Genomic DNA, 25607 nt, shown 5'->3' with positions numbered 1-25607 from the left:
GCGATGACGCCTCTCGAAACCAAGCGCCCGCTGCAGCTCAACGATCAGGGCCAGCTGCGGCACTTCCTGTCCCTCGACGGCCTGCGCCGCGAATTGCTGACAGAAATCCTCGACACTGCCGACTCGTTCCTCGAAGTCGGCGCCCGGGCAGTGAAGAAAGTCCCGTTGCTGCGCGGCAAGACCGTGTGCAACGTGTTCTTCGAAAACTCCACCCGCACCCGCACCACCTTCGAACTGGCCGCCCAACGGCTGTCGGCGGACGTGATCACCCTGAACGTGTCCACCTCTTCGGCGAGCAAGGGCGAAACCCTGCTCGACACCCTGCGCAACCTCGAAGCCATGGCCGCCGACATGTTCGTCGTGCGTCACGGTGACTCCGGAGCGGCGCACTTCATTGCCGAACATGTGTGCCCGCAAGTGGCGATCATCAACGGCGGCGACGGCCGTCACGCCCACCCAACCCAGGGCATGTTGGACATGCTGACCATCCGTCGGCACAAGGGCAGCTTCGAGAACCTGTCGGTGGCCATCGTCGGCGACATCCTGCACTCGCGGGTGGCCCGCTCGAACATGCTGGCCCTCAAGACCCTCGGCTGCCCGGATATCCGCGTGATCGCACCGAAAACCCTGCTGCCCATCGGCGTCGAGCAATACGGGGTGAAGGTCTACACCGACATGACCGAAGGCCTTAAAGACTTGGACGTGGTGATCATGCTGCGTCTGCAACGCGAACGCATGACCGGTGGCCTGCTGCCCAGCGAAGGCGAGTTCTACCGCCTGTTCGGCCTGACCACCGCCCGCCTGGCCGGGGCCAAGCCAGACGCCATCGTCATGCACCCCGGGCCGATCAACCGCGGAGTGGAGATCGAATCGGCGGTGGCCGACGGCCCACACTCGGTGATTCTCAATCAGGTGACCTACGGCATCGCCATCCGTATGGCCGTGCTGTCCATGGCCATGAGCGGGCAAACGGCCCAGCGCCAATTCGACCAGGAGAACGCCCAGTGAAGCTCAGCATTCTCGGCGCACGCGTGATCGATCCAGCCAGTGGCCTGGATCAAGTAACCGACATCCATATCGATGCCTGCAAAATCGTCGCCCTTGGCGCTGCTCCGGCCGGCTTTGTGGCCGTCGAGACCCTCGACGCCCAAGGCCTGGTAGCGGCTCCCGGGCTGGTGGACCTGAACGTCGCCCTGCGTGAACCCGGTTACAGTCGCAAAGGCAGCATCATCAGCGAAACCCGGGCCGCCGCCGCCGGTGGCGTGACCAGCCTGTGCTGCCCCCCGCAGACCAAACCGGTGCTGGACACCTCGGCCGTGGCCGAACTGATCCTCGACCGCGCCCGCGAGGCCGGCAACACCAAGGTTTTCCCTATCGGCGCGTTGAGCAAAGGCCTCGACGGCGAGCAGCTGGCAGAGCTCATTGCGCTGCGCGACGCCGGTTGCGTGGCGTTCGGCAATGGCCTGAACAGTTTTCGCAACACCCGCACCCTGTGCCGTGCCCTGGAATACGCGGCGACATTCGGCCTGACGGTCATCTTCAACTCACAAGATCATGATCTGGCCGAGGGTGGCCTGGCCCACGAAGGCCCGACCGCCAGTTTCCTCGGCCTGCCGGGCATTCCGGAAACCGCCGAGACCGTGGCCCTGGCCCGGGACCTGTTGCTGGTGGAGCAAAGCGGCGTACGCGCGCATTTCAGCCAACTGACCAGTGCACGCGGCGCGGCGCTGATCGCCCAGGCTCAGGCGCGCGGCCTGCCAGTCACCGCCGATGTGGCGCTGTACCAACTGATCCTGACCGACGAAGCGTTGATCGACTTCAACAGCGTCTATCACGTCCAGCCGCCGCTGCGTACCCGCGCCGACCGCGATGGCTTGCGTGAGGCAGTGAAGTCCGGGGTGATCTCGGCCATCTCCAGCCATCACCAACCCCACGAGCGCGATGCCAAACTGGCACCGTTCGGCGCCACAGAACCGGGCATCAGCAGCGTCGAACTGTTGCTGCCACTGGCCCTGACGCTGGTGGAAGACGGTTTGCTGGACCTGCCGACCTTGCTGGCACGCCTGAGCGCCGGCCCAGCCCAGGCGCTGCAACTACCGGCTGGGAAACTGGTGGTTGGCGCGGCAGCGGACCTGGTGCTATTCGACCCCGCCGCCTCCACCGTGGCCGGCGAAGCCTGGCGTTCCAAGGGCGACAACTGCCCCTTCCTGGGCCATAGCTTGCCCGGCATGGTGCGCTACACCCTGATGGATGGGCGGATCACTCACCAGGCCTGATACCGAGTCGCTCTTATCGCGAGCAGGCTCGCTCCCACATTGGATTTGAGGTGTTCACACATAATGTGTCACTGAAAATCCTGTGGGAGCGAGCCTGCTCGCGATGTAGGCGACTCGGTCCGGCTGATTTACTGAAAAGCCCCGCGATTCTGCGCATTACGAATCGAAACCTGGTCGTTCAGCGTCCAGAAGTCATAGAGCACCCCCAGGAAAAACACCCCGCCGGTCAGCAGGTAAATGATCCCACTGAGCCACTTGCCCTGATACATGCGGTGCACGCCCAACACCCCGAGGAACGTCAGCAGGATCCACGCCACGGTGTATTCGATGGGACCTGGGGTAAAACGCAGGTCCGCTTCGCGATCCATGGCCGGGATCAGGAACAGATCGATCAACCAACCGATGCCCAACAGGCCGAAGGTGAAAAACCAGATCGTGCCGGTAACCGGCTTGCCGTAATAAAAACGGTGGGCGCCGGTGAAACCGAAAATCCAGAGCAGATACCCGATGGCTTTACTGTGGGTATCGTGGGTGGCGTCCTGCTGATAGCTGTTCATGAATGACCTCTTTTGCCTCGATAGATAAATTTTTTGGGACTTTTTGTGACTTTTTCGTGTCTCGCCGACAAGCGGTCCTGGGCGACTCGATCCCGGGAAAGCCCCGTGATATGGGGCTTGTGTCGGACAATCGGGTCGGTTTGTCGCAATTACAAGGGTTTTAAGCAGGGTTTCGAATCGACAAACGGCCTCGGAAGGACAAAAAAAGCTGTTATAAAGTTGCGCGCTAACCTTTAAGAGCCCTGCCGAATGCGTCCATTTTTCAAGTCATGGCTAACCATTTGCCTATTATTGCCACTGGCCGCCCACGCCACCAATCGTGAGCAACGTCTTCCCAACGTCAACGGCTACACCTCGAAATCCCATGTTTCTGCTCCTTCGAGCAAAAACAAGCCAAGCGTCCAACGCTTGAGCACTGCCAACAGCAAGCTGGTTCCGCCGATGGCGACCAAGCAAAGCAGTAACGTGTTGAGCCGTGCCGTGAATGTCCTGGGCACACCTTACCGTTGGGGCGGCAGCAGCCCAAGTAAAGGTTTCGATTGCAGCGGGCTGGTGAAGTACGCCTTCAACGACGCCACCTTCGATTTGCCGCGCACCTCCAACGCCATGGCCGCCGGTCACGGCGAGAAAGTCGATCGCAAGGACCTCAAGCCCGGCGACCTGATTTTCTTCAAGCTCAAGAGCCGCCGGGTCAACCACGTGGCCATTTACCTGGGCAACGACCGCTTCATCCATGCCCCGCGCCGTGGCAAGTCGGTGACCATCGACACCTTGAACAAACCGTACTGGGACAGCCACTACGTGGTTGCCAAGCGCGTGTTGCCGAAAGAGCCGAGTGGGATGCGGGTGGTTCAGCGCTGATCCAAAGTGTGCATGGCCTCTGTGGCGAGGGGATTTATCCCCTCGCCACAGGTCACGCCGCTTACCCCTCTAGAAATTATCCGGCGTACGCGCCCTCTCCCGGGCATGTTCGCGGCTGATCAGCCCCTTGCTCAGCAAATCCTTCAAACACATGTCCAGTGTCTGCATCCCCAGCGAACCGCCGGTCTGGATCGATGAGTACATCTGCGCCACTTTGTCTTCGCGGATCAGGTTTCGGATGGCCGAGGTGCCGAGCATGATCTCGTGCGCGGCGATCCGCCCGCCGCCGACTTTCTTCACCAGCGTCTGGGATATCACCGCCTGCAGTGACTCCGACAGCATCGAACGGACCATGGACTTTTCGTCGCCGGGAAACACATCCACCACGCGGTCGATGGTCTTGGCCGCCGACGTGGTGTGCAGCGTGCCAAACACCAGGTGGCCGGTTTCGGCAGCGGTCAGCGCCAGGCGGATAGTCTCCAGGTCACGCATCTCCCCTACCAGGATCACATCCGGGTCTTCGCGCAGGGCCGAGCGCAGGGCCGTGGAGAAGCTTTGGGTGTCGCGGTGCACTTCGCGCTGGTTGATCAGGCATTTGCGCGGTTCGTGAACGAATTCGATGGGGTCCTCGATGGTGAGGATGTGATGGTGCTTGTGGCTGTTGAGGTAATCGATCATCGCCGCCAGGGTCGTGGACTTGCCTGAGCCGGTCGGCCCGGTCACCAGCACCAGCCCGCGTGGCGACTCGGTCACTTTACGAAATACCTCGCCCATCCCCAGGTCTTCCATGGTCAGGACTTTCGACGGAATGGTCCGGAACACCGCACCCGCGCCGCGATTCTGGTTGAAGGCGTTGACCCGAAACCGCGCCACGCCCGGCACGTCGAAGGAAAAGTCGGTTTCCAGAAACTTCTCGTAATCTACTCGTTGCCGGTCGTTCATGATGTCGTAGATCAGTTCATGGACCTGCTTATGGTCCAGCGCTGGCAGGTTGATCCGCCGTACATCGCCATCGACGCGGATCATCGGCGGCAGCCCGGCGGACAGGTGCAGGTCCGACGCCCCCTGTTTGGCGCTGAAGGCCAGCAGTTCAGTGATATCCATAGCGCTCCTCAATTCCAGTAGAATGCCGCGAACCTCAGACCCGCTGGCGCTTCTTTATGTCCACGATAGCAGACAACATAGCCCTGGTAGTTTCACGGATCCGCGCTGCGGAGCAGGCCGCCCAGCGCGCCGAACACAGTGTCCAGCTGCTGGCCGTCAGCAAGACCAAGCCCGCCCAGGCCCTGCGCGAAGCTTATGCCGCCGGCCTGCGGGACTTCGGCGAGAACTACCTGCAGGAGGCGCTGGGTAAACAGCTCGAACTGACCGACCTGCCCTTGATCTGGCACTTCATCGGCCCCATTCAATCGAACAAGACGCGTGCTATCGCCGAACATTTCGACTGGGTGCATTCCGTGGATCGTTTGAAAATTGCACAACGCCTGTCCGAGCAGCGCCCGGCCGAGTTGCCGCCGCTGAACATCTGCATCCAGGTCAATGTCAGCGGTGAGGCCAGCAAGTCCGGCTGCACCCCGGCGGACCTGCCCGCCCTGGCCAGCGCCATCTGCGCTCTGCCGCGCCTGAAGCTGCGTGGGTTGATGGCGATTCCCGAGCCGACCGAAGATCGCACCGCCCAGGATGCTGCCTTCGCGGCTGTGCAACGTCTACAAGCCAGCCTGGACCTGCCACTGGACACACTTTCCATGGGTATGAGCCACGACCTTGAGTCGGCCATTGCCCAGGGCGCCACTTGGGTACGGATCGGCACAGCCTTGTTTGGCGCCCGTGACTACGGTCAATCGTGAAGCATGGCCAATTCATCTCTCTATAAGGACCTGTCATGAGCAACACGCGTATTGCCTTCATCGGCGCCGGCAACATGGCCGCCAGCCTGATCGGCGGCCTGCGGGCCAAGGGTCTGGACGCTTCGCAGATCCGCGCCAGCGATCCGGGTGAAGAGGCCCGCACCCGGGTGAGCGCCGAGCACGGCATCGAAACCTTCGCCGACAACGCCCAAGCCATCGACGGCGCGGACGTCATCGTGCTGGCGGTCAAGCCGCAAGCGATGAAAACCGTGTGCCAAGCCCTTCGCCCAAGCCTCAAGCCCCATCAACTGGTGGTCTCGATTGCCGCCGGCATCACCTGCGCCAGCATGAACAACTGGCTTGGCGCCCAGCCGATCGTGCGTTGCATGCCCAATACACCGGCGCTGTTGCGCCAGGGCGTCAGCGGGCTGTTCGCCACCGCACAAGTGAGCGCTGCACAACGCCAGCACGCCGAGGAACTGCTGTCGGCCGTGGGCCTGGCGCTGTGGCTGGAGACCGAGCAGCAACTGGACGCCGTCACCGCCGTATCCGGCTCGGGCCCGGCGTACTTCTTCCTGCTGATCGAAGCCATGACCGCTGCTGGCGAGAAGCTCGGCCTGCCCCGGGAAATCGCCGCCAAGCTGACATTGCAAACCGCCCTCGGCGCCGCGCACATGGCGGTGTCCAGCGACGTCGATGCGGCTGAGCTGCGTCGTCGCGTGACCTCGCCGGCCGGCACTACCGAAGCGGCCATCAAATCGTTCCAGGCCGGGGGCTTCGAAGCCCTGGTGGAAAAAGCACTCGGCGCCGCCGCGCACCGCTCGGCCGAAATGGCCGAACAACTGGGCCAATAAGGAGCCATTCATGATTGGATTGAACACTGCAGCGGTCTACGTGCTGCAAACCCTCGGCAGCCTGTACCTGCTGATTGTGCTGCTGCGCTTCGTGCTGCAACTGGTGCGCGCCAACTTCTATAACCCGCTGTGCCAGTTCATCGTCAAGGCCACCCAGCCGCTGCTCAAGCCACTGCGCCGGATCATCCCGAGCCTGTTCGGCCTGGACATGTCGTCGCTGGTGCTGGCGATCCTTGTGCAACTGGCGCTGATGGCCCTGACCCTGCTGCTGACCTACGGCACCACCGGCAACCCGCTGCAACTGCTGATCTGGTCGATCATTGGCGTGACCGCGCTGTTCCTGAAGATTTTCTTCTTCGCCCTGATCATCAGCGTGATCCTGTCGTGGGTCGCTCCGGGCAGCCACAACCCCGGGGCCGAACTGGTAAACCAGATCTGTGAACCGGCCCTGGCCCCGTTCCGCCGCATCGTGCCGAACCTCGGCGGCCTGGATATCTCGCCGATCCTGGCATTCATGGTGCTCAAGCTGATCGACATGCTGGTGATCAACAATCTGGCGGCCATGACCATGATGCCGGAAATCCTGCGCCTGCTGATCTGAGCCAGGTGAGCTACTTTCGCTGGGACGGCGACGACCTGATTCTGGAATGTCACCTGCAACCGGCAGCCCGCAGCGACGAGTTCGCCGGGCTGCACGGTGATCGCCTGAAGATCCGCCTCACCGCCCCGCCGGTCGAGGGCAAGGCCAACGCCTATCTGATGGCGTTCCTGGCCAAGGCGTTCGGCGTGTCCAAGAGCCAGGTCAGCTTGATCAGCGGCGAGTTGAACCGGCAGAAGCGGGTGCGGATTCATTCGCCGAAGAAACTGCCGGAGCTGCCCGACCTGGTCCCCCGTCAGTGATCGTTCCCACGCTCCGCGTGGGAACGATCAATCAGCCCCGCCCTTTGCTTGCCGCTTGCCACAGCGGTCTTTAGACTTACGCCTCATTTCAACGAGAGCAGGGTCGATGCCAACTGCCTTTCCCCCCGATTCCGTTGGTCTGGTGACGCCGCAAATGGCGCATTTCAGCGAGCCCCTGGCCCTGGCCTGCGGTCGTTCGTTGCCAGCCTATGACCTGATCTATGAAACCTACGGCACGCTCAATGCCACGGCGAGCAATGCCGTGCTGATTTGCCACGCCTTGTCGGGGCATCACCACGCCGCCGGTTACCACAGCGTCGACGACCGCAAGCCCGGCTGGTGGGACAGCTGCATCGGCCCGGGCAAGCCAATCGACACCGACAAGTTCTTCGTGGTCAGCCTGAACAACCTTGGTGGCTGCAACGGCTCTACCGGCCCCAGCAGCATCAACCCGGACACCGGCAAGCCATTCGGCGCCGATTTTCCGGTGCTGACCGTCGAAGACTGGGTCCATAGCCAGGCTCACCTGGCCGACCGCCTCGGTATCGGCCAGTGGGCAGCGGTGATCGGCGGCAGCCTGGGCGGCATGCAGGCGCTGCAATGGACCATCACCTACCCGGACCGCGTGCGCCATTGCCTGGCAATCGCCTCGGCCCCCAAGCTGTCAGCGCAGAACATCGCCTTCAACGAAGTGGCGCGCCAGGCGATTCTTACCGACCCCGAGTTCCACGGCGGTTCGTTCCAGGAGCACGGTGTGATTCCCAAGCGCGGGCTGATGCTGGCACGGATGGTCGGCCACATCACGTACCTGTCCGACGACTCCATGGGCGAGAAATTCGGCCGTGGCCTCAAGAGTGAGAAGCTTAACTACGACTTCCACAGCGTCGAGTTCCAGGTGGAAAGTTACCTGCGTTACCAAGGTGAGGAGTTCTCCGGGCGCTTCGATGCCAACACGTACCTGCTGATGACCAAGGCGCTGGACTACTTCGATCCGGCAGCGAACTTCGACGATAACCTGGCCAAAACCTTCGCCAACGCCACCGCCAAGTTCTGCGTGATGTCGTTCACCACCGACTGGCGCTTCTCCCCGGCCCGCTCCCGGGAGCTGGTGGACGCACTGATGGCCGCGCGCAAGGACGTCTGCTACCTGGAAATCGACGCGCCCCAGGGCCACGACGCCTTTTTGATCCCGATCCCGCGCTACCTGCAGGCGTTCGGCAACTACATGAACCGTATAACGCTGTGAGGACGCCATGAGAGCCGATCTGGAAATCATCCAGGAATGGATCCCCGCCGGCAGCCGCGTGCTCGACCTGGGCTGCGGCGACGGAGAACTGCTGACCTGGCTGCGGGACAACAAACACGTCACCGGCTATGGCCTGGAAAACGACCCGGACAACATCGCCGAGTGCGTGGCCAAAGGCATCAACGTCATCGAGCAGGACCTGGACAAGGGCCTGGGCAACTTCGCCAGCAACAGCTTCGACGTCGTGGTCATGACCCAGGCCCTGCAAGCGGTGCATTACCCGGACAAGATCCTCGACGAAATGCTGCGGGTCGGGCGCCAGTGCATCATCACCTTCCCCAACTTCGGGCACTGGCGCTGCCGCTGGTACCTGGCGAGCAAGGGGCGCATGCCAGTGTCGGAGTTCCTGCCCTACACCTGGTACAACACGCCGAACATCCACTTCTGCACCTTCGCGGATTTCGAGGCGCTGTGCCGCGAACGCGAAGCCAAGGTTATCGATCGTCTGGCGGTGGACCAGCAGCACCGCCACGGGTGGGCCAGCAAGCTATGGCCTAATCTGTTAGGTGAAATAGGCATCTATCGGGTCAGCAGCCCAGGCCTTGCCGACTATCAGGTCGCGGTGTGAAACCCGGCCTTACCAGGAGCACAACATGAAACGTCTAGGTTTGTTTCTCATCACCGCGTGCCTGAGCCTCGGCGCCATGGCCGCCGATGTCATCAAGGGCGAGCGCAAGGAAGTGTTCGGTGACGTCACCGTGCACTACAACACCTTCAATTCGACGTTCCTGACGCCGGACATCGCCAAGGCCGCCGAGCTGATCCGCAGCAAGAACCAGGGCGTGATCAACGTTTCGGTGCTCAAGGCCGGCAAACCGTTGAGCGCCCAGGTCAGCGGCACGGTGAAAGACCTCACCAGCCAGAGCGTCCCGCTGAAATTCAAGCAGGTGACCGAGCAAGGTGCGATCTACTACATCGCCCAGTACCCGGTGGACCAGCAGGAAGTCCGCACCTTCGAGATCAAGGTGCAGACAGGCGACAAGACCAGCACCATCAACTTCAACCAGGAGCTGTTCCCGGGCCAATGATGAACCTTACTCAACTCGTATTGGCCAGCCACAACGCCGGCAAGCTCAAGGAACTCCAGGCCATGCTCGGCGGGTCGGTGCAGTTGCGCTCGATTGGCGAGTTCAGCCAGGTGGAGCCTGAAGAAACCGGCCTGTCGTTCGTCGAAAATGCCATCCTCAAGGCCCGCAATGCCGCGCGCATTAGCGGCCTGCCGGCGTTGGCGGACGACTCCGGGTTGGCGGTGGACTTCCTTGGCGGTGCGCCGGGCATCTATTCGGCCCGCTACGCTGACGGCAAAGGTGACGCGGCGAACAACGCCAAGCTGCTCGAGGCCCTCAGAGACGTGCCGGAAGCCGAGCGCGGCGCGCAGTTCGTTTGTGTGCTGGCCCTGGTCCGTCATGCCGACGACCCGCTGCCGATCCTGTGTGAAGGCTTGTGGCACGGGCGCATTCTCACCGAGGCCAGCGGCGAGCAGGGTTTCGGCTACGACCCGCTGTTCTGGGTGCCGGAGCGCAACTGCTCAAGCGCCGAGCTGGGCCCGGTGGAAAAAAACCAGTTGAGCCACCGCGCCCGCGCCATGGCCCTGCTGCGTCAACGCCTGGGCCTGCAATGATTGATGAGCCCCCCGCACCTCTGATTCATGGCGGTGCACAAACGCCTCGGGCGCCGCTGCCGGTGCTGCCGCCCCTGGCGTTGTACATCCACATCCCGTGGTGCGTACGCAAATGCCCGTATTGCGATTTCAACTCCCACACCGCCAGCCCGCAGCTGCCGGAAGAGGAATACGTCGACGCCTTGCTGGCCGATCTCGACCAGGATTTGCACGCGGTTTACGGCCGGGAACTGAGCTCGATTTTCTTCGGCGGCGGCACCCCAAGCCTGTTCAGCGCCCAGGCCCTGGGGCGGTTGCTCAAGGGGGTCGAGGCGCGGATACCCTTCGCCCGTGACATTGAAATCACCCTGGAAGCCAACCCCGGCACCTTCGAGCAGGAGAAGTTCGTCGCTTACCGGGCACTGGGCATCAATCGACTGTCCATCGGCATCCAGAGTTTCCAGCAGGCGAAGCTTGAGGCCCTGGGCCGCATTCACAACGGTGACGAAGCCGTGCGCGCCGCAGGCATGGCCCGGCAGGCCGGGTTCGATAACTTCAACCTGGACCTGATGCACGGCTTGCCCGACCAGTCCCTCGACGACGCCTTGAGCGATCTGCGCCAGGCCATCGCGTTGAAGCCGACCCACCTGTCCTGGTATCAACTGACGCTGGAGCCGAACACGGTGTTCTGGAACCAGCCGCCGACGTTGCCGGAAGACGACACGCTGTGGGACATCCAGGAAGCGGGGCAAGCGCTGCTGGCCGAGCACGGCTACGCCCAATACGAAGTCTCGGCCTATGCTCAACCCGGCCGGCCGGCGCGGCATAACCTCAATTACTGGAGTTTCGGCGACTTCATCGGCATCGGCGCCGGCGCCCACGGCAAGCTCAGCCATCCGGACGGGCGCATCGTGCGCACCTGGAAGACCCGCCTGCCCAAGGACTACCTCAACCCGGCCAAACGCTTCCTGGCCGGCGAGAAAACCCTGGCCAATGAGGAGCTGCCCTTTGAGTTCCTGATGAACGCCCTGCGCCTGACCGAAGGTGTCGAGGCGCGGCTGTACCCGGAGCGCACCGGGCTGCCCCTGCAAAGCCTGGCCGAAGGCCGGCGCGAGGCCGAACAAAGCGGGTTGTTGCGGGTCGAACCGTCACGTCTGGCCGCCACCGAGCGCGGACAGCTGTTTCTCAACGACTTGCTGCAGAAATTTTTGAGCTAATCACCCAAACAAGGAAATCGAATGGATCTGGTACTCGACCTGCTCGCCACCGTGTCCCGCTGGAGCCGCAGCAACCTGTCGGAAATCTCCCTGGCATTGGTAGGCTGCCTGCTGGTGCTGTTTGGCGCAGACATCAAGAGCTGGGTCGAACAACGCCTGGGCAGCATCGCCGGCGCCCTGCGCGTCCCGCTGATCGCCCTGCTGTGCATGATCGGCAGCGGCGCGGCCCTGATCTACGCCACTCCATGGGTCGTCCGGGGCTTGAGCCAGTTCAACAACTACAGCCTGGCGCCGGTGTTGTTGGTGGTGCTGGTGTTGATTGGCGTGGTTGCGGATCGCCGCTGAACCCGGCTACACCACAAAACAAATGTGGGAGAGGGCTTCTGTGGGAGCAAAGCCCTACTCCCACAGTTTTTATTGCGTGGTGCTTACGCCAACTTCTCGAACTTCAAATCCCAAACCCCATGCCCAAGCCGTTCGCCACGGCGTTCGAACTTGGTGATCGGCCGTTCGGCCGGGCGTGGCACGCACTTGCCGTCTTCGGCGAGGTTACGATAGCCCGGCGCGACGTTCATCACTTCCAGCATGTATTCGGCGTAGGGTTCCCAGTCGGTAGCCATGTGCAACACACCGCCGACCTTTAACTTGCTGCGCACCAGTTCAGCGAACGAAGCCTGGACGATACGGCGCTTGTGGTGGCGGCTCTTGTGCCATGGATCCGGGAAGAACAGCATCAGCCGGTCGAGGCTGTTGTCGGCCACACAGCGGTTGAGCACTTCGATGGCGTCGCAATCGTAGACCCGCAGGTTGGTCAGCCCTTGGGTCAGCACGCCATTGAGCAGCGCACCGACGCCCGGACGGTGTACTTCCACGCCGATGAAATCCTGTTCCGGCGCCGCGGCGGCCATTTCCAGCAGCGAGTGGCCCATGCCGAAGCCGATTTCCAGCGAGCGCGGTGCCGAGCGGCCGAACACCTGGTCAAAATCCACCGGCGCATCGGCCAGGGGCAGGACGAACCGCGGCGCCCCCTGGTCCAGGCCGCGCTGCTGGCCTTCAGTCATACGCCCGGCGCGCATCACAAAACTCTTGATGCGGCGGTGTTGGCGCTCTTCGCCTTCTTCCGGCAGGACAGGCGTGTCGTTCGATTCAGTCATCAATGGCTCTTACTTGATCAGACCATCCAGCGGCGAGGAGGCGCTGGCGTAAAGTTTTTTCGGCATGCGGCCGGCGAGGTACGCCAGGCGACCGGCGACAATGGCGTGCTTCATGGCCTCGGCCATCAGGATCGGTTGCTGGGCGTGGGCGATGGCGGAGTTCATCAGCACCGCTTCGCAACCCAGCTCCATGGCGATGGTGGCGTCGGATGCGGTACCGACACCGGCATCCACCAGCACCGGGATCTTGGCTTCTTCGAGAATGATCTGCAGGTTGTACGGGTTGCAGATCCCCAGCCCCGTGCCGATCAGGCCGGCCAGCGGCATCACCGCGATGCAGCCGATTTCCGCCAATTGACGGGCGATGATCGGGTCGTCGCTGGTGTACACCATCACGTCGAAGCCTTCCTTGACCAGGGTTTCAGCGGCCTTGAGGGTTTCGATCACGTTGGGGAACAGGGTTTTCTGGTCAGCCAGCACTTCCAGCTTCACCAGGTTGTGGCCGTCGAGCAGCTCACGGGCCAGGCGGCAGGTGCGCACGGCCTCAATGGCGTCGAAGCAGCCGGCGGTGTTCGGCAAGATGGTGTAGCGATCCGGCGGCAGGATATCCAGCAGGTTCGGTTCGCCCGGGTTCTGGCCGATGTTGGTCCGGCGTACGGCAACGGTCACGATTTCGGCGCCCGAGGCTTCGATGGCCAGGCGGGTTTCTTCCATGTCGCGGTATTTGCCGGTGCCTACCAGCAAGCGCGACTGGTAGGTACGACCGGCCAGGACGAAGGGCTTGTCGCTACGAACGATGCTCATGGGAAATCCTCTGTTGGGGTGAGGTTCTTGCGAAATGCTGTGAAGCCTGGGGTATTAGCCGCCGCCAATGGCGTGCACGACTTCCACCTGATCACCCTCATTAAGGGCAGTGTCGGCGTGCTGGCTGCGCGGGACGATATCCAGATTGCGTTCCACCGCGACGCGGCGTCCGGTCAGTTCCAGACGGGTCAGCAGGGCCGCAACGGTTTCACCATCGGGCAGTTCAAGGGGTTCGCCGTTCAACTGAATGCGCATGCCGGACGCCGCCATCATTTTTAGGGGCTGGCATTCTAGCCCGATCAGTCTGGGCGACCCAAGCCATTCGTCATGAAATGGACCGGCCAGTCAGCCCAGCCGCCAGGCGGCAAGCCCCAGGCACAGCCAGCCAATCAGGAATGCAACACCGCCAATCGGCGTGATGATGCCCAGCTTGCTGATGCCGGTGAGGGTCAGCAGGTACAGGCTGCCGGAGAACAACAGGATGCCGATCACAAATGAAATCCCGGCCCACGTGACGATGCGACCGGGAATGTGCGTGGCCAGCAGCGCGACGCCCAGCAACGCCAGGGTGTGCACCAGTTGGTAGGTGACGCCGGTGTGGAAAATCGCCAGGTAATCGGCGCTCAGGCGGTTTTTCAGGCCATGGGCGGCGAACGCCCCGAGTGCCACGCCTGTGAAGCCGAAAAAAGCAGCCAACATCAGAAAGCTACGCAGCATGAGAACTCCAATCAGACTCGGTGGACAGGGTCTGTATAATGGCCCGCTCGACGGGTTCGGCCAAGCCATCTCTATGCTGCGTTTATTGTTTCGACGTTTCGTTAAAGCCCTACTCTGGTTTGCCGTCGGCAGCGTTGTGCTGGTGCTGCTGTTTCGCGTGGTGCCGCCGCCGTTCACGGCGCTGATGATCGAGCGCAAGGTTGAGTCCTGGTTCGGCGGCGAGCCGATCGACCTGCAGCGAAACTGGCAACCGTGGGATCAGATCTCCGATAACCTCAAGGTCGCGGTGATCGCCGGCGAAGACCAGAAATTCCCTGAGCATTGGGGCTTCGACATCGGCGCGATCCAGGCTGCGTTTGCCCACAACGAGCGCGGCGGTTCAATTCGCGGCGCCAGCACCCTCAGCCAACAAGTGTCCAAGAACCTGTTCCTGTGGTCCGGCCGCAGCTGGCTGCGCAAGGGGCTCGAAGCCTGGTTCACCGCGCTGATCGAAGTGCTCTGGCCCAAACAGCGGATTCTTGAGGTGTACCTCAACAGCGTCGAGTGGGACGACGGCGTGTTCGGGGCCGAAGCAGCGGCGCGACATCACTTTCGCGTAGGCGCCGACGCCTTGTCCCGGCAACAGGCAAGTCTGCTAGCAGCTGTACTGCCCAACCCTCGGGTGTGGAGTGCCAGCCGGCCGAGTCCTTACGTGCTGCGACGGGCGAGCTGGATCCGGCAGCAGATGAGCCAGTTGGGGGGCGATAGTTATTTGCTGGAGCTCAATCATTCCCGGCGGGCGCCCTGGGCCCAATAGCCGGAACACCACACCCCTAATGAGGGAGCGAGCCTGCTCGCGATGGCAATAGATCATTCGACATCATCATCGACTGACCCGACGCTATCGCGAGCAGGCTCGCTCCCACAGGGGGGCGTCGAATTCAACATTGGGTACAAACAAAAACGCCCCGATCATCGCTGATCGGGGCGTTTTTTATTGGCAGTGACGCGGTCAGGCCGCAATCGACAACTTGAGCTTGTTCATCGCGCTTTTCTCAAGCTGACGAATCCGCTCGGCCGACACGTTGTACTTCTGCGCCAGGTCGTGCAGCGTGGCTTTTTCCTCGGCCAGCCAGCGCTGGTAAAGGATGTCACGACTGCGCTCGTCCAGCACTTCCAGGGCTTCGTGCAGGTTGGTGTTGGAGTTGTCGCTCCAGTCGGCGTCTTCCAGTTGACGCGCCGGGTCGTACCGGTGGTCTTCCAGGTAGTTGGCCGGCGATTGGAAAGCGCTGTCGTCGTCCGCTTCCGCAGCCGGGTCGAAGGCCATGTCATGGCCAGTCAGGCGACTTTCCATCTCACGCACTTCCCGAGGCTCTACGCCCAGGCTTTCTGCCACACGATGGACTTCTTCATTGTTCAGCCAGGCCAGACGTTTCTTCTGGCTGCGCAGGTTGAAGAACAGCTTGCGCTGGGCCTTGGTGGTCGCGACTTTCACGATGCGCCAGTTGCGCAGGATGAACTCGTGGATTTCCGCCTTGATCCAGTGCACTGCAAACGACACCAGACGCACACCCATTTCAGGGTTGAAACGCTTGACCGCTTTCATCAGGCCGACGTTGCCTTCCTGGATCAGGTCGGCCTGGGCCAGCCCGTAGCCGGAATAGCTGCGGGCGATATGTACAACAAAACGCAGGTGGGCGAGCACCATCTGCCGAGCCGCCTCAAGATCCTGCTCATAATAGAGACTCTCGGCCAGTTCACGCTCCTGCTCAGGCGTCAGCAATGGAATGCTGTTCACCGTGTGCACATAGGCCTCCAGGTTCGCACCCGGGACCAGAGCATAAGCAGGTTGCAAAGAAGTGGTCATACGAAAAAACCTCCGACTCACATAACTCGTGCAGTTCAGCACTGCGAAAATTGACCGGGAACCGTAGGACAAGTTCCCACAAAAAAAGAAAGGTCAATACGCGTAAAAAACACTATTTTGGCGCAAGCTCACGCAAGTGGCGTGCTACCGCAATCCATGCACCGATATAACCCAACAGCACCGCACCAAGCAAGAGCGACAGACCGTCGGCGACTGGCACGCCGGCCAGCGCAAAATCACTGCCGTACAAACCGGCCAGCCCCACCACCGCATCGTTCAGCCAGTCCAGGCCAAACGCCAATACACCCCAGGACAGAATCCCGGCACCGAAACCATACAGCGCCCCCATATAGAGGAAGGGTCTGCGTACATAACTGTCCGTGCCGCCGACGAGTTTAATCACTTCTATCTCGGTGCGGCGGTTTTCAATATGAAGACGAATGGTATTGCCTATCACCAAAAGTAATGCAGAAACCAGAAGCACCGTCAGACCGAAGACAAACCGGTCACCGAGCTTGAGTATCGCCGCAAGACGCTCGACCCAGACTAGATCAAGTTGCGCCTGCTGTACCTTCGGCAATTCGGAAAGTCTTTGTCTTAATGCTTCAAGGGTCGGCTTATCGACTTCATTCGGCGTCACCAGCACCACGCCCGGCAACGGGTTTTGCGGCAGCTCCTTGAGGGCTTCGCCCAGGCCAGACTGCTGCTGGAACTCCTCAAGGGCCTGCTCGCGACTGATGTATTCGGCATCGGCCACGCCCGGCATGGCCTTGATCTGCTCACGCAACGCCTGGCCTTCGCCCGACGTCGCGTCCAGCTGCAGGTACAAGGAAATCTGCGCCGCACGCTGCCAGGAGCCACCGAGGCGCTCCACATTGTTTAGCAGTAATGACAGGCCCATGGGCAAACTCAGGGCCACCGCCATCACCATGCAGGTAAAGAAGCTGCCGATTGGCTGCTTGCCCAGGCGCCGCAGGCTGTCCAGCAGGCTGGCGCGATGGCTTTCGATCCAGGCGCGAAACAACGTAGCGAAATCCGGGCCGTCATCATCGTGGCGCTTTTTCTTTTGCGGCTGCGGGTCAGAGGCTTTCGGGGCCACGCGTTCGGCCACTTTCGGGCTGCGAGTCGCACTCATACGCCAGCCTCCCCGTCACCGATCAATCGACCGCGTTGCAAGGTGAGCATGCGGTGACGCATGCGCGCGATCAACGCCAGGTCGTGACTGGCAATCAGCACACTGGTGCCCAAACGGTTGATGTCTTCGAATACGCCCATGATTTCCGCCGCCAGACGCGGGTCGAGGTTACCGGTGGGTTCGTCCGCCAGCAGCAAGGCTGGGCGGTGGACGATGGCGCGGGCGATGCCGACGCGCTGTTGCTGACCGGTGGACAGGTCGCCCGGGTACAGGTCGGTCTTGTCCGACAGGGCCACACGCTCCAGGGCCGAATCCACGCGCTTGTTGATCTCGGCCTTGGACAGGCCAAGGATCTGCAACGGCAACGCCACGTTGTTGAACACGGTGCGATCGAACAGCAACTGGTGATTCTGGAACACTACGCCGATCTGCCGTCGCAGGTAGGGGATCTGGGCATTGCTGATGGTGCTCAGGTCCTGGCCGGCCAGCAGCAGTTTGCCGGTGGTGGGCCGCTCCATCGCCAGCAGCAGGCGCAGCAAGGTACTTTTGCCAGCACCGGAATGGCCGGTGACAAACAGAAACTCGCCGCGACGGACCCGAAAGCTCAGCTCATGCAAGCCGACGTGACCGTTCGGATAGCGCTTACCGACCTGTTCGAAACGAATCATGAATGCTCCCGCTCGGCAAACAATGCCTGGACAAAGGGCTCGGCTTCAAAGGTACGTAAGTCGTCGATGCCTTCACCCACGCCGACGTAGCGAATGGGCAAGCCAAACTGCTTGGCCAGGGCGAAAATCACCCCGCCCTTGGCGGTGCCGTCGAGTTTGGTCAGGGCCAGCCCGGTCAGTTCGACGGTCTGGTTGAACTGCTTGGTCTGGTTGATGGCGTTCTGACCGGTACCGGCGTCCAGCACCAACAGCACTTCGTGAGGCGCGTCGGCATCGAGCTTGCCGATCACCCGGCGAACCTTCTTCAATTCTTCCATCAGGTTGTCTTTGGTGTGCAGGCGACCGGCCGTGTCGGCGATCAGCACATCAATGCCACGGGCCTTGGCCGCCTGCACCGCGTCGAAGATCACCGAAGCGGAGTCGGCACCGGTGTGCTGGGCGATCACCGGGATCTTGTTGCGCTCGCCCCACACTTGCAGTTGCTCGACCGCGGCAGCACGGAAGGTGTCGCCGGCGGCAAGCATCACCTTCTTGCCATCGAGTTGCAGTTTCTTGGCCAGCTTGCCGATGGTGGTGGTCTTGCCAGCGCCGTTGACGCCCACGACCAGAATCACGAACGGTTTGTTCTGCGAGGCGATCACCAGCGGCTGCTCCACCGGCCTGAGCATGTTAGTCAGTTCGCCCTGCAAGGATTTGTACAGCGCATCGGCATCGGTCAGTTGCTTGCGCGCGACCTTCTGAGTCAGGCTCTGGATGATCACCGACGTGGCCTCGACACCAACATCGGCGGTCAGCAGGCGGGTTTCGATGTCTTCCAGCAATTGGTCATCGATGACTTTCTTGCCCAGGAACAGGCTGGCCATGCCTTCGCCGATGCTGGCGCTGGTCTTGGACAGACCTTGCTTGAGGCGGGCGAAGAAACCGACCTTGTTTTCCTCGGCAACGGGTTCAGGCGCGACGAGGGCTGGCGCTTCAATAGGTACCGGTTCTGGTTCAGCGGCGGATTGGGCAGCGGCAGGCGCAACGAAAGCAGCGGGAGCTTCAGCGATCGGCTCTGGCGCTGCGACAGATTGCGTCGGCGCCGGAATCGGCGGGGTGACATGCGGTGCCTGTGCGTCCTCGACCAGCGCTACCGGCTCTTCCGCCACCGGCAAGGTCAGCCACGGTGTTGGCTCGACGGGCGGGGTCGACGGCCGTTCAGCCACCGGTTCGGCGACGGGCTCAGATTCGGGCTCGACCGGTTGCAGCACCGGCTCGGCAAGCTGCAGGACAATCGGCGCAGCCTCTTCTTCAACGACCGCCTCGGCGGCGGGCTCAGGCAGCGTTTGCGGCTGTTCGACGACGGTTTCCTGCGGCTTCTTGCGCAGCCATCCGAACAGGCCTTTTTTCTCGCCAGCCGCAGCTGGGGTCTTCTTGTCGTCGTTGGAACCAAACATGGAGGACGGCTATCTCACGGTAGCGACGCGCCACGGGGCGCCTCGGTGATAAATATTCGATGCTGAACAGACTGCGTTTCAGGCAGCTTGTTCACGCGCAACAGATTATCGAAATGTCCCCAGGACACCTCACAGTCGATTTTTTCGAAGGACTGGCACGGCATCGTCGGCGAAAACGCAGGGATCAACGAACAAACCCGATGTTTCTCCGGGGAACCCAAACTGCCCTGGGCCGACAAAAGGCCCGATAGGCGTGGCCGCCAGTAAAACGGACCGTTATCCTAGCACCCTCTTGCCCGCCGACGCTAAGACCTAGCGGGCAGCCCAACAGGTTTAAACACGAATGAATGCTCTTGCCCGCCGCGTTGCAGGCCTGCTGTTCAGCACAGTTTGTCTGCCCTTTTCAGCCTTGGCTGCCGACCCACAACCCACCCATGAATTTACCCTCGACAACGGCCTGAAGGTCGTGGTGCGCGAAGACCATCGTGCGCCGGTGGTGGTGTCCCAGGTCTGGTACAAGGTTGGTTCCAGCTATGAAACGCCGGGCCAGACCGGTTTGTCCCACGCCTTGGAACACATGATGTTCAAGGGCAGCGAAAAAGTCGGCCCCGGCGAAGCGTCGCTGATCCTGCGCGACCTTGGCGCCGAGGAAAACGCCTTCACCAGCGATGACTTCACCGCTTACTACCAGGTGCTGGCCCGGGATCGCCTGGGTGTTGCCTTCGAACTGGAAGCCGACCGCATGGCCAGCCTGCGCCTGCCGCCGGAGGAGTTCAGCCGCGAGATTGAGGTGATCAAGGAAGAGCGCCGCATGCGCACCGACGACAAGCCAATGTCCAAGGCCTACGAACGCTTCAAGGCCATGGCTTACCCGGCCAGCGGCTACCACACACCGACCATCGGCTGGATGGCCGATTTGGAGCGGATGAAAGTCGAGGAGCTGCGCCACTGGTACGAATCCTGGTACGCGCCGAACAACGCGACCCTGGTGGTGGTCGGCGACGTGACGCCGGACGAGGTCAAGACCCTGGCCCAGCGCTACTTCGGCCCGGTTGCCCGGCGCGCTGTGCCGACCGCGAAAATCCCCCTGGAGCTGGCCGAACCTGGCGAGCGCCAGATCACTTTGCATGTGCAGACGCAACTGCCAAGCGTGATGCTGGCCTTCAACGTGCCGAGCATCGCCACTGCGACGGACAAAGGTTCGGTCAACGCCCTGCGGTTGATCTCGGCCTTGCTGGACGGCGGCTACAGCGGCCGGATCCCGACCCAGCTGGAGCGCGGCGAAGAGCTGGTATCCGGCGGCTCGTCGAACTACGACGCCTACACCCGTGGCGACTCGCTGTTCACCTTGTCGGCGACGCCCAACACCCAGAAAAACAAAACCATGGCCCAGGCCGAGGCCGGTCTGTGGCGCTTGCTTGAGCAGTTGAAAACCACCGCTCCGACCGCCGCCGAACTGGAGCGCGTCCGTGCCCAGGTCATCGCTGGCCTGGTGTATGAGCGCGACTCGATCACCAGCCAGGCCACCGCCATCGGCCAGCTGGAAACCGTCGGTTTGTCCTGGAAACTGATGGACACCGAACTCGCCGACCTGCAAAGCGTGACCCCGCAAGATATCCAGAAGGCAGCCCAGCTGTATTTCACCCGCTCGCGCCTGAGCGTTGCGCATGTCCTGCCCGAGGAGAAAGCTCATGAGTGAGCGCAAATCATCGCGCCTGGCGCTGATCGGCCTGGTGTTCATCGCCCTGGCCGGGGCCCTGGCCTTCTATCTGTCCCCCACCACGGGTGTCACCGCCAGTCAGGCGTTGGATAACGCCAAGTCCGGCAACAAGCTGCAATCGCTGGCAGAACTGGACGGCAAAGCCCCCAGCCACCGCCGGCTCGATGTGCAAACCTGGAAAACCGCCGACGGCGCCAAGGTGTTGTTCGTCGAAGCCCGTGAGTTGCCGATGTTCGACCTGCGCCTGACCTTCGCCGCTGGCAGCAGCCAGGACGGCGATGCACCCGGTCTGGCGCTGCTGACCAACGCCATGCTTAACGAGGGCGTGGCTGGCAAAGATGTGGGGGCCATCGCCGAAGGCTTCGAAAGCCTCGGCGCGGACTTCGGCAACGGCGCCCTGCGGGACATGGCCCTGACTTCGCTACGCAGCCTCAGCGCGGCGGACAAGCGTGAGCCGGCACTGAAACTGTTCGCCGAAGTCGTCGGCAAGCCGACCTTCCCCGCCGACTCCTTCGCCCGTATCAAGAACCAGATGCTTGCCGGTTTCGAATACCAGAAACAGAACCCTGGCAAACTGGCGGGCCTGGAACTGATGAAGCGCCTGTACGGCGACCATCCGTACGCCCATTCCAGCGACGGCACCGCACAAAGCATTCCACCGATCACACTGGCGCAGATCCGGGCCTTCCATGCCAAGGCCTATGCCGCCGGCAACGCGGTGATTGCGTTGGTGGGGGACCTGTCCCGCGCTGAAGCCGAAGCGATTGCCAGCCAGGTGTCCGCCGCGCTGCCCAAAGGCCCGGCCCTGGCGAAAACCCCGGCGCCAGTGGAACCCAAGGCAAGCATCAGCCACATCGAATTTGCGTCCAAGCAGACCAACCTGATGCTGGCGCAACTGGGCATCGACCGGGACGATCCGGACTATGTGGCCGTGTCTCTGGGCAATCAGATTCTCGGCGGCAGTGGTTTCGGCACGCGGCTGATGACTGAGGTACGGGAAAAGCGCGGCCTGACTTATGGCGTGTATTCCGGCTTTACACCGATGCAGGCCCGCGGTCCGTTCATGATCAACCTGCAAACCCGTGCAGAGATGAGCGAAGGCACACTGAAACTGGTGCAGGACGTGTTCGCCGACTATCTAAAGAACGGCCCCACCCAGAAAGAGCTCGATGACGCCAAGCGTGAGCTGGCCGGCAGCTTCCCTTTGTCCACCGCCAGCAACGAGGACATCGTCGGCCAACTCGGCGCCATGGGTTTCTATGACCTGCCGCTGAGCTACCTGGAAGACTTCATGCGTCAGTCCCAGGCGCTGACCGTGGATCAGGTCAAGGCCGCGCTGAACAAACACCTGAGCACGGACAAAATGGTCATCGTCACCGCCGGCCCGACCGTGCCGCAAAAGCCGCTACCGGCCCCCACTGACAAACCTGCCGAGCAACCGCTCGGGGTTCCGGAGCACTAATGGCCCGCCCATCGAATTCCAGCAAGAAACCCGTCCACAACGGTGTAAACCAGTTGCGCATCATCGGCGGCCAATGGCGCAGCCGGCGCCTGAGCTTCCCCGACGCCCCGGGCCTGCGCCCGACGCCGGACCGAGTGCGCGAAACCCTGTTCAACTGGCTCGCGCCCTACGTGGCAGGCGCCCGGGTCCTCGACCCGTTCGCCGGCAGCGGCGCATTGTTTCTCGAGGCGTTGTCCCGTGGCGCCGCCATGGGCCAGGCGCTGGATGCCAGCAACCTGGCGGTCTCCAGCCTGAAAGAACACCTGGGCACCCTGCACTGCACAGTCGGCCAGGTACAGACGGCCGACGCGCTGCGCTACCTGGACAGCCAACCGGCAACCCCTTTCGACCTGGTGTTCCTCGACCCGCCGTTCAATCAAAACCTGCTGCCAGCGGTGTGCGCCTTGCTCGAAGAGCGTCAATGGCTGGCCGCAGACGCCTGGGTTTACACTGAAAGCGAGACCGCCCCATCCACGCTGGGCTTGCCGGGCAATTGGCGTCTGCATCGCGAGCAGAAATCCGGGCGGGTGTACTACGCATTGTGGCAACGTATGGCAGAGGCCGCTGACTGAACAGCTGGCCACTGCATCGAGAGTCATTGTGTCCTCTGTGCCTGAACCTTTTGTCCCCGCCCTGGGCCTTGGCAATCCACACCTGCAAACCTTGTGGGGCCCCCTGTGGCGTAAAACCCTGCACATCGCTCGCGAACGCGAGCGCCTGTGGCTTGAAGACGGTGACTTCCTCGACCTCGACTGGCACGGCCCCCACAGCGCCGATGCGCCACTGGTGCTGGTGCTTCACGGGTTGACCGGTTCTTCCAACTCGCCTTACGTGGCCGGCCTGCAACAAGCCCTCTGCAGCCAGGGTTGGGCCAGTGTCGCGCTGAACTGGCGCGGCTGCTCGGGCGAGCCGAACCTGTTGCCCCGCAGCTATCACTCGGGGGCCAGCGAAGACCTGGCCGCCGCCATTGCCCACCTTCGAGCCCGACGACCTTTGGCGCCGCTGTTTGCGGTGGGTTATTCACTGGGTGGCAACGTGCTGCTCAAGCACCTGGGAGAAACCGGCAGCGACAGCCAGTTGCAGGGCGCGGTGGCGGTCTCGGTGCCGTTTCGCCTCGACCAGTGCGCCGACCGCATCGGGCAGGGCTTTTCCAAGGTTTACCAGGCGCATTTCATGCGTGAAATGGTGGCCTACATCCGCAACAAACAACGCCAGTTCCAGCACGACGGACGCCACGAAGGCCTGGCGACCCTGGCGGCGCTGGGCTCGTTGGAAAACATGCGCACCTTCTGGGACTTCGATGGCCGGGTGACGGCACCGTTGCACGGTTTCTCGGACGCGGCGGACTACTACCGCCGCGCCTCCAGCCGTTATTTCATGGGCGAGATCACCACGCCGACCCTGGTCATCCAGGCCGCCGACGATCCTTTTGTATTTCCCCACAGCGTGCCCGAACCCGACGAGTTATCGGCATCTACCCAACTGGAGCTGCATGCGAAAGGCGGGCATGTAGGATTTGTCGACGGGACTTTTCGGCATCCGGGGTATTACCTGGAACGGCGCATCCCCACCTGGCTGACCGGCCTGGGCCAAACATAAACTCATCGTGGTGAGGGGATTTCTCCCCTCGCCACAAAGGTGACGGCTATTGGCCCTTCGCCACGCCCCGCTGCGGATCATTGATCCACTCGCTCCACGAACCCGCGTACAACCGCCCCAGCGGATACCCCGCCAGGCACAAGGCAAACAGGTTATGGCACGCCGTCACGCCGGAGCCACAATAGGCCACCAGTTCGGTCGGCGAACGGTTCTCCAGTTTTTCGGCGAAACGCTGCTTAAGCTGATCGGCCGGCAAGAAGCGCCCATCACCGCCCAGGTTGTCGGTGAATGCTGCGCACTGCGCCCCCGGAATGTGTCCGGCGATCGGGTCGATGGGTTCTACTTCGCCCTTGAAGCGCGGCAACGCCCGGGCATCCAGCAACGTCATGTCCGGTTGGCCGAGGCGTTGTTGTAGCGCTTGCGCACTGAGCAGCAAGGCCGCGTCCGGCGAACCGCTGAAAGTCCCGCGATGGCTCTGCGGCGGATCGAGGCTCAGGGGCAAACCGGCGGCATGCCAGGCCTTGAGCCCACCGTCGAGGAGATACACACCTTCGCGCTTGCCCAGCCATACCAGCAACCACCAGGCCCGGGCGGCATAAGCACCGGGACCGTCGTCATACAGCACAATGTCGCTGTCGTTGCCGATACCCCAGGCCTGGAAGCGCTCTATCAAGGCCTCAGGCTCCGGCAGCGGATGGCGTCCGGTCACGCCCTTGGTCACCGGGCCGCTGAAGTCCCGCTCGAGGTCCGCGAACGACGCATCGGCGATATGACCCTCGGCGTAACTGCGCTGACCGTAATCCGGGTCCTCCAGGGCGAAACGACAATCGAGTATGACCAGCCCGGGCTGTGATCGCCTCTGCTCAAGGGCTTGGGGGCTGATGAGTTGCGCAATGGGCATGGTGAGCTCCTGTGGCTAAATCGAGGGTCCAATCCTACTGCCCTTCCTCCAGGGTCTGGGCCAGCGGGACATAAAACTCTTTGAACAGCGCGTCCACCGCTTCGCGGGACTGATCGGTGACGAAACCGGCTTCCAGCACCAGGACCTGATACACACCACGCTTGACGGCCTGCTCACTCAGGTGACTGAAGTTTTCCCGCGTGGTGCACAGAAATCGCACCCAGGACGTGAGGATGATCCAGGCATTGAGGGTCAGGGACTCGATCTGCACCCGGTCCATCTTCAGGATGCCGGCGGCGACGAAGCCCTCATAGATCGCGGTGCCGTGAATCAGGCTGCGCTGGGAAAACCGTCGATAGCGCGCCGCAAGGTCAGGGTCGCTGTCGAGCAAATGTTCCAGGTCCCGGTGCAGGAAGCGGTAGCGCCACATCGCCGACAGCAGTTTCTGCAGATAGAAGCGCTTGTCCTCCACTGTGGCCGCTCGGCCCTGGGGCGGGCGCAGGAAACTGTCCACCAGGTTTTCGTATTCACTGAACAGCACGGCGATGATCGCCTGCTTGTTGGGGAAGTGGTAGTAGAGGTTGCCCGGCGACATATCCATATGGGCGGCAATGTGGTTGGTGCTAACGCTGCGCTCACCCTGCTGGTTGAACAGCTCGAGGCTGTTCTGCACGATGCGCTCGCTGGTTTTCATTCGTGGGGCCATGA

Annotated in this window: 30 protein-coding genes; 18 read left to right on the top strand and 12 right to left on the bottom strand. The window is 62.2% G+C overall.

Going from position 1 to position 25607, the window contains the following annotated elements; genetic code table 11:
- Positions 1 to 3 precede the first annotated feature (3 nt).
- Both ACA047_RS01870 and ACA047_RS01865 read left to right on the top strand, forming a co-directional pair.
- A complete protein-coding gene (locus tag ACA047_RS01870) occupies positions 4 to 1008 on the top strand; it encodes an aspartate carbamoyltransferase catalytic subunit (protein WP_497356184.1) in 1005 nt (334 codons plus the stop codon).
- Positions 1005 to 2276 (top strand): dihydroorotase, encoded by a 1272-nt coding sequence (locus tag ACA047_RS01865; RefSeq protein ID WP_497356182.1) that lies wholly within the window; start codon positions 1005 to 1007, stop codon positions 2274 to 2276. Before ACA047_RS01870 ends, ACA047_RS01865 begins: the two co-directional genes overlap by 4 nt.
- A gap of 128 nt (positions 2277 to 2404) precedes the next feature.
- On the opposite strand, the gene ACA047_RS01860 is transcribed toward ACA047_RS01865, so the two are convergent.
- Complete coding sequence (locus tag ACA047_RS01860; protein ID WP_497356180.1) at positions 2405 to 2833, bottom strand: NINE protein; 429 nt, start codon at positions 2831 to 2833, stop codon at positions 2405 to 2407.
- Positions 2834 to 3082: 249 nt separating this feature from the next.
- Between ACA047_RS01860 and ACA047_RS01855 the strand changes: the two genes are divergently transcribed.
- Positions 3083 to 3694, top strand: coding sequence for a C40 family peptidase (locus tag ACA047_RS01855; RefSeq protein ID WP_497356178.1), 612 nt, complete (start codon positions 3083 to 3085; stop codon positions 3692 to 3694).
- A gap of 69 nt (positions 3695 to 3763) precedes the next feature.
- Here ACA047_RS01855 and ACA047_RS01850 read toward each other — a convergent pair whose 3' ends face one another.
- Positions 3764 to 4798 (bottom strand): type IV pilus twitching motility protein PilT, encoded by a 1035-nt coding sequence (locus ACA047_RS01850; protein WP_497356176.1) that lies wholly within the window; start codon positions 4796 to 4798, stop codon positions 3764 to 3766.
- Between the two features lie 56 nt (positions 4799 to 4854).
- On the opposite strand from ACA047_RS01850, the gene ACA047_RS01845 reads away from it, so the two are divergent.
- The 10 genes from ACA047_RS01845 to ACA047_RS01800 all read left to right on the top strand — a co-directional run bounded on the left by ACA047_RS01845 (position 4855) and on the right by ACA047_RS01800 (position 11763).
- Positions 4855 to 5541 carry a YggS family pyridoxal phosphate-dependent enzyme gene (locus ACA047_RS01845; protein ID WP_497356174.1) on the top strand — a complete coding sequence of 229 codons (687 nt, stop codon included), beginning with the start codon at positions 4855 to 4857 and terminating at the stop codon, positions 5539 to 5541.
- A gap of 35 nt (positions 5542 to 5576) precedes the next feature.
- The gene (gene proC / locus ACA047_RS01840; protein ID WP_497356172.1) at positions 5577 to 6395 is read left to right on the top strand and encodes a pyrroline-5-carboxylate reductase; all 819 of its coding nucleotides are present in this window, start codon (positions 5577 to 5579) and stop codon (positions 6393 to 6395) included.
- Positions 6396 to 6405: 10 nt separating this feature from the next.
- On the top strand, positions 6406 to 6996 hold the full coding sequence (locus ACA047_RS01835) for a YggT family protein (protein ID WP_210641784.1): 591 nt from the start codon (positions 6406 to 6408) through the stop codon (positions 6994 to 6996).
- 5 nt (positions 6997 to 7001) lie between these two features.
- Positions 7002 to 7295, top strand: coding sequence for a DUF167 domain-containing protein (locus tag ACA047_RS01830; RefSeq protein WP_497356170.1), 294 nt, complete (start codon positions 7002 to 7004; stop codon positions 7293 to 7295).
- A 106-nt stretch (positions 7296 to 7401) separates the two neighbouring features.
- Complete coding sequence (gene metX / locus ACA047_RS01825; RefSeq protein ID WP_497356168.1) at positions 7402 to 8541, top strand: homoserine O-succinyltransferase MetX; 1140 nt, start codon at positions 7402 to 7404, stop codon at positions 8539 to 8541.
- Between the two features lie 7 nt (positions 8542 to 8548).
- Positions 8549 to 9169, top strand: coding sequence for a methionine biosynthesis protein MetW (gene metW, locus ACA047_RS01820; RefSeq protein WP_497356166.1), 621 nt, complete (start codon positions 8549 to 8551; stop codon positions 9167 to 9169).
- A 25-nt stretch (positions 9170 to 9194) separates the two neighbouring features.
- A complete protein-coding gene (locus ACA047_RS01815) occupies positions 9195 to 9629 on the top strand; it encodes a DUF4426 domain-containing protein (RefSeq protein ID WP_497356164.1) in 435 nt (144 codons plus the stop codon).
- A complete protein-coding gene (rdgB, locus tag ACA047_RS01810) occupies positions 9626 to 10222 on the top strand; it encodes an RdgB/HAM1 family non-canonical purine NTP pyrophosphatase (protein WP_497356162.1) in 597 nt (198 codons plus the stop codon). The genes ACA047_RS01815 and rdgB overlap by 4 nt, the downstream gene beginning before the upstream one ends.
- Positions 10219 to 11418 carry a radical SAM family heme chaperone HemW gene (hemW, locus tag ACA047_RS01805; protein ID WP_497356160.1) on the top strand — a complete coding sequence of 400 codons (1200 nt, stop codon included), beginning with the start codon at positions 10219 to 10221 and terminating at the stop codon, positions 11416 to 11418. The genes rdgB and hemW overlap by 4 nt, the downstream gene beginning before the upstream one ends.
- Before the next feature lie 21 nt (positions 11419 to 11439).
- Positions 11440 to 11763, top strand: coding sequence for a DUF3392 domain-containing protein (locus tag ACA047_RS01800; RefSeq protein WP_497356158.1), 324 nt, complete (start codon positions 11440 to 11442; stop codon positions 11761 to 11763).
- 83 nt (positions 11764 to 11846) lie between these two features.
- On the opposite strand, the gene trmB is transcribed toward ACA047_RS01800, so the two are convergent.
- The 4 genes from trmB to ACA047_RS01780 form a co-directional block, all read right to left on the bottom strand.
- Entirely contained in the window at positions 11847 to 12572 is a 726-nt protein-coding gene (gene trmB, locus ACA047_RS01795; protein ID WP_497356156.1) for a tRNA (guanosine(46)-N7)-methyltransferase TrmB, read from the bottom strand.
- A 9-nt stretch (positions 12573 to 12581) separates the two neighbouring features.
- Entirely contained in the window at positions 12582 to 13376 is a 795-nt protein-coding gene (locus tag ACA047_RS01790; protein ID WP_003177480.1) for a thiazole synthase, read from the bottom strand.
- A gap of 54 nt (positions 13377 to 13430) precedes the next feature.
- Complete coding sequence (thiS, locus tag ACA047_RS01785; RefSeq protein ID WP_497356153.1) at positions 13431 to 13631, bottom strand: sulfur carrier protein ThiS; 201 nt, start codon at positions 13629 to 13631, stop codon at positions 13431 to 13433.
- Positions 13632 to 13721: 90 nt separating this feature from the next.
- On the bottom strand, positions 13722 to 14093 hold the full coding sequence (locus tag ACA047_RS01780) for a DUF423 domain-containing protein (RefSeq protein ID WP_497356151.1): 372 nt from the start codon (positions 14091 to 14093) through the stop codon (positions 13722 to 13724).
- A 73-nt stretch (positions 14094 to 14166) separates the two neighbouring features.
- On the opposite strand from ACA047_RS01780, the gene mtgA reads away from it, so the two are divergent.
- Entirely contained in the window at positions 14167 to 14889 is a 723-nt protein-coding gene (mtgA, locus tag ACA047_RS01775) for a monofunctional biosynthetic peptidoglycan transglycosylase (protein WP_497356149.1), read from the top strand.
- A gap of 195 nt (positions 14890 to 15084) precedes the next feature.
- Here the strand turns inward: mtgA and rpoH are convergent, their stop codons facing one another.
- The 4 genes from rpoH to ftsY form a co-directional block, all read right to left on the bottom strand.
- Positions 15085 to 15939 (bottom strand): RNA polymerase sigma factor RpoH, encoded by an 855-nt coding sequence (rpoH, locus tag ACA047_RS01770; protein WP_497356147.1) that lies wholly within the window; start codon positions 15937 to 15939, stop codon positions 15085 to 15087.
- A 112-nt stretch (positions 15940 to 16051) separates the two neighbouring features.
- Entirely contained in the window at positions 16052 to 17074 is a 1023-nt protein-coding gene (gene ftsX / locus ACA047_RS01765) for a permease-like cell division protein FtsX (RefSeq protein WP_497356145.1), read from the bottom strand.
- On the bottom strand, positions 17071 to 17742 hold the full coding sequence (gene ftsE / locus ACA047_RS01760; protein ID WP_024778908.1) for a cell division ATP-binding protein FtsE: 672 nt from the start codon (positions 17740 to 17742) through the stop codon (positions 17071 to 17073). Before ftsE ends, ftsX begins: the two co-directional genes overlap by 4 nt.
- Complete coding sequence (gene ftsY, locus ACA047_RS01755) at positions 17739 to 19178, bottom strand: signal recognition particle-docking protein FtsY (RefSeq protein WP_497356142.1); 1440 nt, start codon at positions 19176 to 19178, stop codon at positions 17739 to 17741. The genes ftsE and ftsY overlap by 4 nt, the downstream gene beginning before the upstream one ends.
- A 343-nt stretch (positions 19179 to 19521) precedes the next feature.
- Here ftsY and ACA047_RS01750 point away from each other — a divergent pair, with 343 nt between their 5' ends.
- The 4 genes from ACA047_RS01750 to ACA047_RS01735 are packed head-to-tail and all read left to right on the top strand — an operon-like array spanning position 19522 to position 23998.
- A complete protein-coding gene (locus ACA047_RS01750) occupies positions 19522 to 20877 on the top strand; it encodes a M16 family metallopeptidase (protein ID WP_497356140.1) in 1356 nt (451 codons plus the stop codon).
- The gene (locus tag ACA047_RS01745) at positions 20870 to 22360 is read left to right on the top strand and encodes a M16 family metallopeptidase (RefSeq protein WP_497356138.1); all 1491 of its coding nucleotides are present in this window, start codon (positions 20870 to 20872) and stop codon (positions 22358 to 22360) included. The genes ACA047_RS01750 and ACA047_RS01745 overlap by 8 nt, the downstream gene beginning before the upstream one ends.
- Complete coding sequence (rsmD, locus tag ACA047_RS01740; RefSeq protein ID WP_497356136.1) at positions 22360 to 22971, top strand: 16S rRNA (guanine(966)-N(2))-methyltransferase RsmD; 612 nt, start codon at positions 22360 to 22362, stop codon at positions 22969 to 22971. The genes ACA047_RS01745 and rsmD overlap by 1 nt, the downstream gene beginning before the upstream one ends.
- 28 nt (positions 22972 to 22999) lie before the next feature.
- Positions 23000 to 23998, top strand: a complete 999-nt coding sequence (locus ACA047_RS01735; RefSeq protein WP_497356134.1) for a hydrolase — start codon at positions 23000 to 23002, stop codon at positions 23996 to 23998.
- 46 nt (positions 23999 to 24044) lie between these two features.
- Here the strand turns inward: ACA047_RS01735 and ACA047_RS01730 are convergent, their stop codons facing one another.
- Positions 24045 to 24899 (bottom strand): sulfurtransferase, encoded by an 855-nt coding sequence (locus tag ACA047_RS01730; protein WP_497356132.1) that lies wholly within the window; start codon positions 24897 to 24899, stop codon positions 24045 to 24047.
- Between the two features lie 34 nt (positions 24900 to 24933).
- Positions 24934 to 25605: a TetR/AcrR family transcriptional regulator gene (locus ACA047_RS01725; protein ID WP_497356130.1), complete on the bottom strand. Its 672-nt coding sequence runs from the start codon at positions 25603 to 25605 to the stop codon at positions 24934 to 24936.
- Between the last annotated feature and the right edge of the window lie 2 nt (positions 25606 to 25607).

The organism is Pseudomonas sp. LBUM1664 (genome assembly GCF_059695895.1).
Note: the sequence above shows the minus strand (reverse complement) of the source record. Positions and strands in the feature narration are given on the sequence as shown.

Bases quoted from the DNA above. Each gene is read 5' to 3' on its own strand.
- ACA047_RS01870 (WP_497356184.1), top strand. From the start codon at position 4: ATGACGCCTCTCGAAACCAAGCGCCCGCTGCAGCTCAACGATCAGGGC.
- ACA047_RS01860 (WP_497356180.1), bottom strand. From the start codon at position 2,833: ATGAACAGCTATCAGCAGGACGCCACCCACGATACCCACAGTAAAGCC.
- ACA047_RS01855 (WP_497356178.1), top strand. From the start codon at position 3,083: ATGCGTCCATTTTTCAAGTCATGGCTAACCATTTGCCTATTATTGCCA.
- ACA047_RS01850 (WP_497356176.1), bottom strand. From the start codon at position 4,798: ATGGATATCACTGAACTGCTGGCCTTCAGCGCCAAACAGGGGGCGTCG.
- ACA047_RS01845 (WP_497356174.1), top strand. From the start codon at position 4,855: ATGTCCACGATAGCAGACAACATAGCCCTGGTAGTTTCACGGATCCGC.
- proC (WP_497356172.1), top strand. From the start codon at position 5,577: ATGAGCAACACGCGTATTGCCTTCATCGGCGCCGGCAACATGGCCGCC.
- ACA047_RS01835 (WP_210641784.1), top strand. From the start codon at position 6,406: ATGATTGGATTGAACACTGCAGCGGTCTACGTGCTGCAAACCCTCGGC.
- metX (WP_497356168.1), top strand. From the start codon at position 7,402: ATGCCAACTGCCTTTCCCCCCGATTCCGTTGGTCTGGTGACGCCGCAA.
- metW (WP_497356166.1), top strand. From the start codon at position 8,549: ATGAGAGCCGATCTGGAAATCATCCAGGAATGGATCCCCGCCGGCAGC.
- ACA047_RS01815 (WP_497356164.1), top strand. From the start codon at position 9,195: ATGAAACGTCTAGGTTTGTTTCTCATCACCGCGTGCCTGAGCCTCGGC.
- rdgB (WP_497356162.1), top strand. From the start codon at position 9,626: ATGATGAACCTTACTCAACTCGTATTGGCCAGCCACAACGCCGGCAAG.
- hemW (WP_497356160.1), top strand. From the start codon at position 10,219: ATGATTGATGAGCCCCCCGCACCTCTGATTCATGGCGGTGCACAAACG.
- ACA047_RS01800 (WP_497356158.1), top strand. From the start codon at position 11,440: ATGGATCTGGTACTCGACCTGCTCGCCACCGTGTCCCGCTGGAGCCGC.
- trmB (WP_497356156.1), bottom strand. From the start codon at position 12,572: ATGACTGAATCGAACGACACGCCTGTCCTGCCGGAAGAAGGCGAAGAG.
- ACA047_RS01790 (WP_003177480.1), bottom strand. From the start codon at position 13,376: ATGAGCATCGTTCGTAGCGACAAGCCCTTCGTCCTGGCCGGTCGTACC.
- thiS (WP_497356153.1), bottom strand. From the start codon at position 13,631: ATGCGCATTCAGTTGAACGGCGAACCCCTTGAACTGCCCGATGGTGAA.
- ACA047_RS01780 (WP_497356151.1), bottom strand. From the start codon at position 14,093: ATGCTGCGTAGCTTTCTGATGTTGGCTGCTTTTTTCGGCTTCACAGGC.
- mtgA (WP_497356149.1), top strand. From the start codon at position 14,167: ATGCTGCGTTTATTGTTTCGACGTTTCGTTAAAGCCCTACTCTGGTTT.
- rpoH (WP_497356147.1), bottom strand. From the start codon at position 15,939: ATGACCACTTCTTTGCAACCTGCTTATGCTCTGGTCCCGGGTGCGAAC.
- ftsX (WP_497356145.1), bottom strand. From the start codon at position 17,074: ATGAGTGCGACTCGCAGCCCGAAAGTGGCCGAACGCGTGGCCCCGAAA.
- ftsE (WP_024778908.1), bottom strand. From the start codon at position 17,742: ATGATTCGTTTCGAACAGGTCGGTAAGCGCTATCCGAACGGTCACGTC.
- ftsY (WP_497356142.1), bottom strand. From the start codon at position 19,178: ATGTTTGGTTCCAACGACGACAAGAAGACCCCAGCTGCGGCTGGCGAG.
- ACA047_RS01750 (WP_497356140.1), top strand. From the start codon at position 19,522: ATGAATGCTCTTGCCCGCCGCGTTGCAGGCCTGCTGTTCAGCACAGTT.
- ACA047_RS01745 (WP_497356138.1), top strand. From the start codon at position 20,870: ATGAGTGAGCGCAAATCATCGCGCCTGGCGCTGATCGGCCTGGTGTTC.
- rsmD (WP_497356136.1), top strand. From the start codon at position 22,360: ATGGCCCGCCCATCGAATTCCAGCAAGAAACCCGTCCACAACGGTGTA.
- ACA047_RS01730 (WP_497356132.1), bottom strand. From the start codon at position 24,899: ATGCCCATTGCGCAACTCATCAGCCCCCAAGCCCTTGAGCAGAGGCGA.
- ACA047_RS01725 (WP_497356130.1), bottom strand. From the start codon at position 25,605: ATGGCCCCACGAATGAAAACCAGCGAGCGCATCGTGCAGAACAGCCTC.